The sequence below is a fragment of the Paenibacillus mesophilus genome, assembly GCF_005938385.1.
GTDB classification, from domain to species: Bacteria; Bacillota; Bacilli; order Paenibacillales; family NBRC-103111; genus Paenibacillus_AB; species Paenibacillus_AB mesophilus.
On the sequence record NZ_VCRA01000067.1, the window covers coordinates 1 to 6089 of the forward strand.

5 protein-coding genes and 1 pseudogene are annotated in these 6089 nt (G+C 46.7%); 1 reads left to right on the forward strand and 5 read right to left on the reverse strand.

Annotated elements, in window-relative coordinates:
- Positions 1–295: 295 nt before the first annotated feature.
- The gene (locus FE783_RS37030) at positions 296–904 is read right to left on the reverse strand and encodes a TetR/AcrR family transcriptional regulator (RefSeq protein WP_138884417.1); all 609 of its coding nucleotides are present in this window, start codon (positions 902–904) and stop codon (positions 296–298) included.
- A 595-nt stretch (positions 905–1499) separates the two neighbouring features.
- Here FE783_RS37030 and FE783_RS38800 point away from each other — a divergent pair.
- Positions 1500–1631: a hypothetical protein gene (locus FE783_RS38800; RefSeq protein ID WP_274381480.1), complete on the forward strand. Its 132-nt coding sequence runs from the start codon at positions 1500–1502 to the stop codon at positions 1629–1631.
- 519 nt (positions 1632–2150) lie between these two features.
- Here FE783_RS38800 and FE783_RS37040 read toward each other — a convergent pair.
- From FE783_RS37040 to FE783_RS37055, 4 genes and pseudogenes are all read right to left on the reverse strand, one after another.
- Positions 2151–3083, reverse strand: a complete 933-nt coding sequence (locus FE783_RS37040; RefSeq protein ID WP_138884419.1) for an aldo/keto reductase — start codon at positions 3081–3083, stop codon at positions 2151–2153.
- Positions 3084–3173: 90 nt separating this feature from the next.
- Positions 3174–4769, reverse strand: a complete 1596-nt coding sequence (locus tag FE783_RS37045; RefSeq protein ID WP_138884420.1) for an MFS transporter — start codon at positions 4767–4769, stop codon at positions 3174–3176.
- Positions 4766–5206, reverse strand: a complete 441-nt coding sequence (locus tag FE783_RS37050) for an SRPBCC family protein (RefSeq protein WP_138884421.1) — start codon at positions 5204–5206, stop codon at positions 4766–4768. The genes FE783_RS37045 and FE783_RS37050 overlap by 4 nt, the downstream gene beginning before the upstream one ends.
- Before the next feature lie 27 nt (positions 5207–5233).
- Positions 5234–5713: pseudogene (locus FE783_RS37055) on the reverse strand (MerR family transcriptional regulator); the annotation flags it as partial.
- Positions 5714–6089: the final 376 nt, after the last annotated feature.

The following is a 6089-nucleotide window of genomic DNA, read 5'->3' on the forward strand; positions in this document are numbered from 1 at the left end:
CGTGATGTTTTTACGATCGTATATGGAACGTTTACTCATGCGGCGAAACGAATATATAAAAAGTAAAGCCGAAAGTGAAAAGCGATACCCATTTTAAGTTCGTTAAGCTAAACGGAGACGATAGTTGAACTATCCACAATCAGACCGCCGATTAATTAGGCGGTCTTCGTGCATATTATGAGATCTCAATGAGGCAAAGAAAGATGATAGTAATATGCCGAGACGCATTTATAGACCCGTTAAGCTGAACCGTACCTCAAGTAACGACAAGTTTTTTCGGGAATCGTCTACATGCTCATCCATTCGTAGCTTGCGAGCATAGCTCCTGAAGATGGCGGGTGACAATCTGCTCAACGGTCTCCGGTGTGTAGAGTTCTGGGCGTAGCAATGCGAGGATCGTCAAGCCTTCGACAATCGCGGCCAATCTTAATGTTTCGAGTTGAATGTCCACCGAAGAGGGGAGAAGCTTCGCCTTAGCTAGAATTTCGAGGACGGCTTTAGTCAGGTAGTGGAGTCCGTCCGTGAGCTCGTCTTTTTTAGCTTGTAGTGCCAAACTCGTGAGGGATCGGATGGCGAAGACCCACCAGACACCGACGGCAGTTCGTTTTTCCGCATCCAAAGGGAGCAGTTGTAACAGAATTTCCCTCGCAGCCTTCATCGGGATGGGACTTATTTCCAGGCGTTCTTCTGCTCTGGCAGCTCCTCTTGTCAAATAATAATCCACGATAAATAGCAACAGCTCGTCCTGTGTTGAAAAATAATGCCGCAATGCGCCGGGCGACAACCCTGCCGCAGCTGCAACGGCTCGGATTGACGCATGTTCGATCCCTTTTTCTTCAATAATACTCCATGCTGATTCGGCGATCAGTTTTCTTTTTTGTTCGTGGTCCACGACTTTCGGCAACGGTAAACGCCCCCTTGTCTTATTTAACACATTGTATTAAAATAATTAATACAGTGTGTTCTTTAGATATTATTCAGTTATATCGCGTCGCAGTTATCACGTCAATAGTACTGAACTTTGTCGTGATTGACGGGAGGGGATGCAATGCAAGAGCAAATCGATAGATTTTTTCGTTTTCATTCCACCTGTTATAATTGCAGAAGAGAGTTTTATGTCATTGAGGGGACTCAAGCTTATGACCGAGTGAAACGAAATCTCAAAGGAATACATTGCTGCGAAGATTGCAAAAATCGGATCGAGCTTGAAGCACGACTGCAGCTCGGAAGACGACTGTTGACCGGCAGAGATTAGGTTTCATGACAGAGGGGGCCATCCTGAAAAGGATGGCCCTCATACTTGCCGTTACAGACAGCGCGGTAAACCGAGCCATAAATGATAGGTCTGCTTAAGCTAAACGGGTACAATAGCCCTATCGTTACACGACGGCAGCCAGCCAAATGTGGGGCCGCCGTCGTTGCGCTAACGGGCAGTTATCTTCAATAATCTTATATGGTAATATACGGTTAATCTTACAATCGGATTGAGGGGAAAACCGATGAAAATAAGAGAAGCTAAGATTGAAGATGCTGAAAAAATCGCAATTGTTCATGTTAAGAGCTGGAAAACCACTACAAATGCATTATTTTCGAATCATTTTTGTCCAATCTCTCCGTTGAAAATAGAATGAAAAGTTAGTTATGGACGTTTGGGAACTTAAACGTAAATGAAAAATATTCGTTGCAGAGGACAAAATTGGTAATATTGTTGATGACTTCCAACGTTCAAGGAACCCCTGCGTCCATCTCGAAGAAATCGAGGAACGGGAGTTGATATACAGAAAAAAGCCGACCAAGACTGTATTGTTCCAGTTTTGGTCCGCTTTGTTGATGCTTCTACCAAGAACACGTTGAATACATGTAAATGTGTAGGCCTTTATTTTATTTTCACATGCTCGTATAGATAACGCGGAAAATATACGCTAAGACTTCGATCCTATCCGGCATTTATCTCAGGATTTAATTACGGGGTGTCTATAGTCCAATCATTTAGGGAATTGATTGGTATTGGACAGTGTAAAGCTCTGATTTAATTATTTTTCGTTGAAAGAGAGGAAATGATTTTGGTGAGAGCTTGGGTGTCCAAGCCAAATTGATACGGTGACCCAAGAAGTTTCGGGATCGGCATGAATGTGTTCGCCACAAAGAACCTATTTAAAAATACGATCAATTTCGTTGATTTCTTCTTCTGTCAAGTGGACGTCTAATGTTTTTAAATTATCCATCACTTGCTCTGCACTTTTTGCTCCGGGTATGACAACATCAATTAAATCATGTGTTAAATACCAAGCAAGGACTACATGAGCAACTTCGGCATTTTTTTCATTTGCAATTTTGCGGAGCTGCTCTACCTTTTCTAGATTTTTTTTGAATTTATCGCCCTGGAAGTGAGGCATATCTTTGCGTAGATCATCGAATGTCATATCCTTATTGTATTTACCGGCCAGCAAGCCTGATGCTAGTGGAAAGTATGGAATAAACGAGATATTATTCTCCGTCGTATATGGAAAGAATTCTTGTTCCGCTTCACGCTGCAGCAAATTGTAGTTTCCCTGTAGTACATCGACATAACCATCCTTATTTGCTTCTTTCAATTGTGAAAGTGAGAAGTTAGAAACGCCAATTGCTCTAATTTTACCATCGTCCTTTAGCTGTTTTAAGACTCCAACCGCCTCATCTTTTGGTGTATCCTGATCTGGACAATGAATATAAAATAAATCTATGTAATCTGTTTGTAGCCTTTTCAAACTATCTTCAACGGCTTGTTTTAAAAAAGCAGGCGAATTATCCATGGCAACATCATTGCCGACAAGTGTAAGACCGCCTTTTGTTGCAAGGATGAGGTCATGACGCTTTCCTGCTTCTTTTATCACTTCACCTATTAGCTCTTCTGAACGTCCTGTTCCATAAAAAAACGCTGTATCTAAAAAATTCACTCCATTGTTGATCGCAGCCCGCACCAAATCTTTTCCTACTTCTTCATTTAAATTAGGAAAAATATTGTGCCCACCTACAGCGCTTGTTCCAAGTCCGATTGGATTGACAACTAAATCTGTTTTACCAATTCGTGTTTGTTTCTTCATTCTCTTCAACTCCCTCTCATTTATAAGCTTATCGTACGTTTACCGCGTTATATTGGCGCTACCCTACTTAAGCATGACTAGGTAGTGCAACTACCTTGATACTTCTTTGGCAGCGCCGGGCGCAACTTCTGGAATACTACCGGTTTGGTTAGACTGAGTCTCTCCGATTGGTCGTACGTGCCGAAGCCGCGTAACGACAAGGATGATGGTAACAAGCATGATAGCGCCGCTGGCTGCCGCAACGGCGTGCATCCCGCCGGTAAAGGCTTCACGTACGCCGGTGAGCAGTGCCTTGCCGACTTGTTCGGAGAGGCCTTCCGCTATGGCCGTGGCACCGGCCAAGCTGTCGCGGGAAGCTTGAACCGCGGATGCCGGCAAGTCGGCGGGAATAGAGTTCGCCACCTGGTTGCGGTAAACGACCGTGCCGATGCTGCCCAAGACTGCGATGCCTAGCGCGAAGGCGAATTCGCCGCAGGTTTGCAGCATGGAGGCCGCAGATCCCGCCTTCTCTGGCGGGGCTGAGCCGATGATAAGGTCGCTGGACAGGCTCGGGAGCGGTGCTGCACCTAGGCTGAAGCAGATATACCCGAGCACCAGAAACGTGAGACCTGATTCAACCCCCACCTGGGTCAGCAGAAAACAGCCCGTGGTCGATACTAATAGACCCATTCCGATAAGACGGGCCGGTCGGATCCGACGTGCGATAAGCGGTGAGAGAAGCATACCGGCCATCGAGGCAATTACCCCAGGGAGCATATACAACCCTGCCAGAAGCGGCGACATTCCTTGCACGAATTGAAGGTACTGCGCGATGAAAAGCATGGTCGCTCCTGTCAGTGTAATACCGAACATGCCCCCCAGTGCAGTGCTGAATCCGGGACTCGCGAACAGGCGCAGGTTCAGCAGGGGACTCGTCAGCCTGTGCTGCCGCGACACGAACACTGTGCCGAGGACGACGCCCGCCAGTATCAATAGTACAGGTACTATCTGCAAACCGTACTTGGCGATTTCCTTGAGACCGTATATAACCGGCAGGACGGTGCCCAGCGATAACGCGACACTGGTCAAATCCAGCCGGCTGGCTTCGGGGTGCCGGTATTCGGGCAACAACATGGGTCCGGTTATTAGTAAAAGCAACATGACAGGCACGCCCAGAAGGAACACAGAGCCCCACCAGAAGTGATCTAGCATGATACCTCCAACCACAGGCCCGAGCGCCATGCCGCCCATAGAGCACGTTAACCATATGCCGATGGCAAGGGAACGCTGCTTATGATCGCGATACATGTTGCTTATCAAAGCTAGAGTAGAAGGCGATATAGTCGCTCCGGCTATACCGAGTATTGCGCGGGCCGCAATGAGCATCTCAGCGCTTCGGGAGAATGCAGCCAATATCGAGGCTATCATGAATGCGCTCCCTCCGATCAACAGGAGTTTGCGGCGGCCGATCCGGTCTCCCAACGTCCCCATGGTGACCAAAAACCCGGCGAGCATGAATCCGTAGATGTCGATGATCCACAACTGCTGGCCGCTATCGGCACCGAGGGCGGCGCCAATGTGCGGCAGTGCGAGAATCATTACCGAGAGATCGATCGAGACAAGAAGGGCGGGCAGGGCTAGTACCGCAAGCCCTGTCCATTCCCTTATGCCGGCCTGCATCTCATTTCCATGCAAGGCGTTCTTCATTCGTTCTGCAGCTCCAAGCCCAGCTTATCTAACATAAATTTTGTGCCGTGCTCGCGCTGTTCTGATGTATCGTGACCATCGAAAAAGGCTCCTTGTTCGGTATAGATGAGTTGAGTGCCGTTGCCTGACTGCTTTATTTCCACTGTCGTCACGGAGACTGACATCCGTGACTCTCCTTGGTCCAGGGTGTAAGTATAAACGATGCGTCTGTCCTGAACAATCTCTTGATAGCAGGCGTCGAAAGTGTAAATCGGACCGTTCGGCGGGCCGCCGCGGTTGAATTCTCGACCACTAACCCGAAAGTCAAACTCGTCGGCTTTCGGGAACCACCGGGCTTTGGCTGACGGGTCCGACCAGGAGGAGAATACCCGCTCGGGCGATGCATTATAATTTTTCTCGATAACAAAGGTAGAGTACTTTACAGATCGTTCATTCATGGTTAATTTTGTCCTCCCTTGGGATGCGTCATCTGGATACTCGCCAAGATAATCGCCAAGTCGGTCGAGGTGGGATTCCCATCTCGCTTCCCGCTCGGCAAAAAATTTATGATGGCTCGTCCTCATGGCGCTCAATATTTTGGTGAATTCTTGAACGGTCAACCGTTCTTTTCTCTTCATAAAGCTTGTTACATGCTCTAATTCCTGTAAAAGCTTTTGTTGCACACTTATACTTTCCTTCAGACGCTTAATTTGAAGGGAAACAATGTCGAACAGGCTGAAATGATTGCCGTCAATAACGGATTTGACCTGATCCAACGACAAGCCGAGCTCCTTCAATGACAGAACTTGCTGCAGCTGTGCAATATCGGATTCTGTATAGACCCTGTGTCCGGAGTCAGTATGACCGGATGGAGAGAACAAACCGATCTGGTCGTAGTATCGCAATGTTCGAATCGTTAATCCTTCTAATTTTGCAAGTTCTCCAACTTTCCAATCCAGTTTCATGATCATCCCCTTTTTTTCGCGCGAGTTTTTTACCCGGTATTCATAGCGTAAATCATTACGTTACGATAGTTTCAAGTAGAAAATGAAAAATTAATCTTAAGCAAACGGGTAACGAGAGGTTCATAATCTGCACTAAGGTGCTGCGAGTAAATGATCGGCAGCTTCGCTGCGAACGGGCAGGATACTTCATATCTATTGCGGAATTATTTGGATATCGCTCAATATAATTCTCTTTCAAGGGGGATGGAATCTAATGTACTTCAAAGACAAATACTCGAACCTTTTCAAAAAAGCAATCTGGGGGAAAATCGACTCGGAATTTACCATGGAAATACCAGAGGATGACCTGATAAGTAATGTTAATATCGTCCCGTTT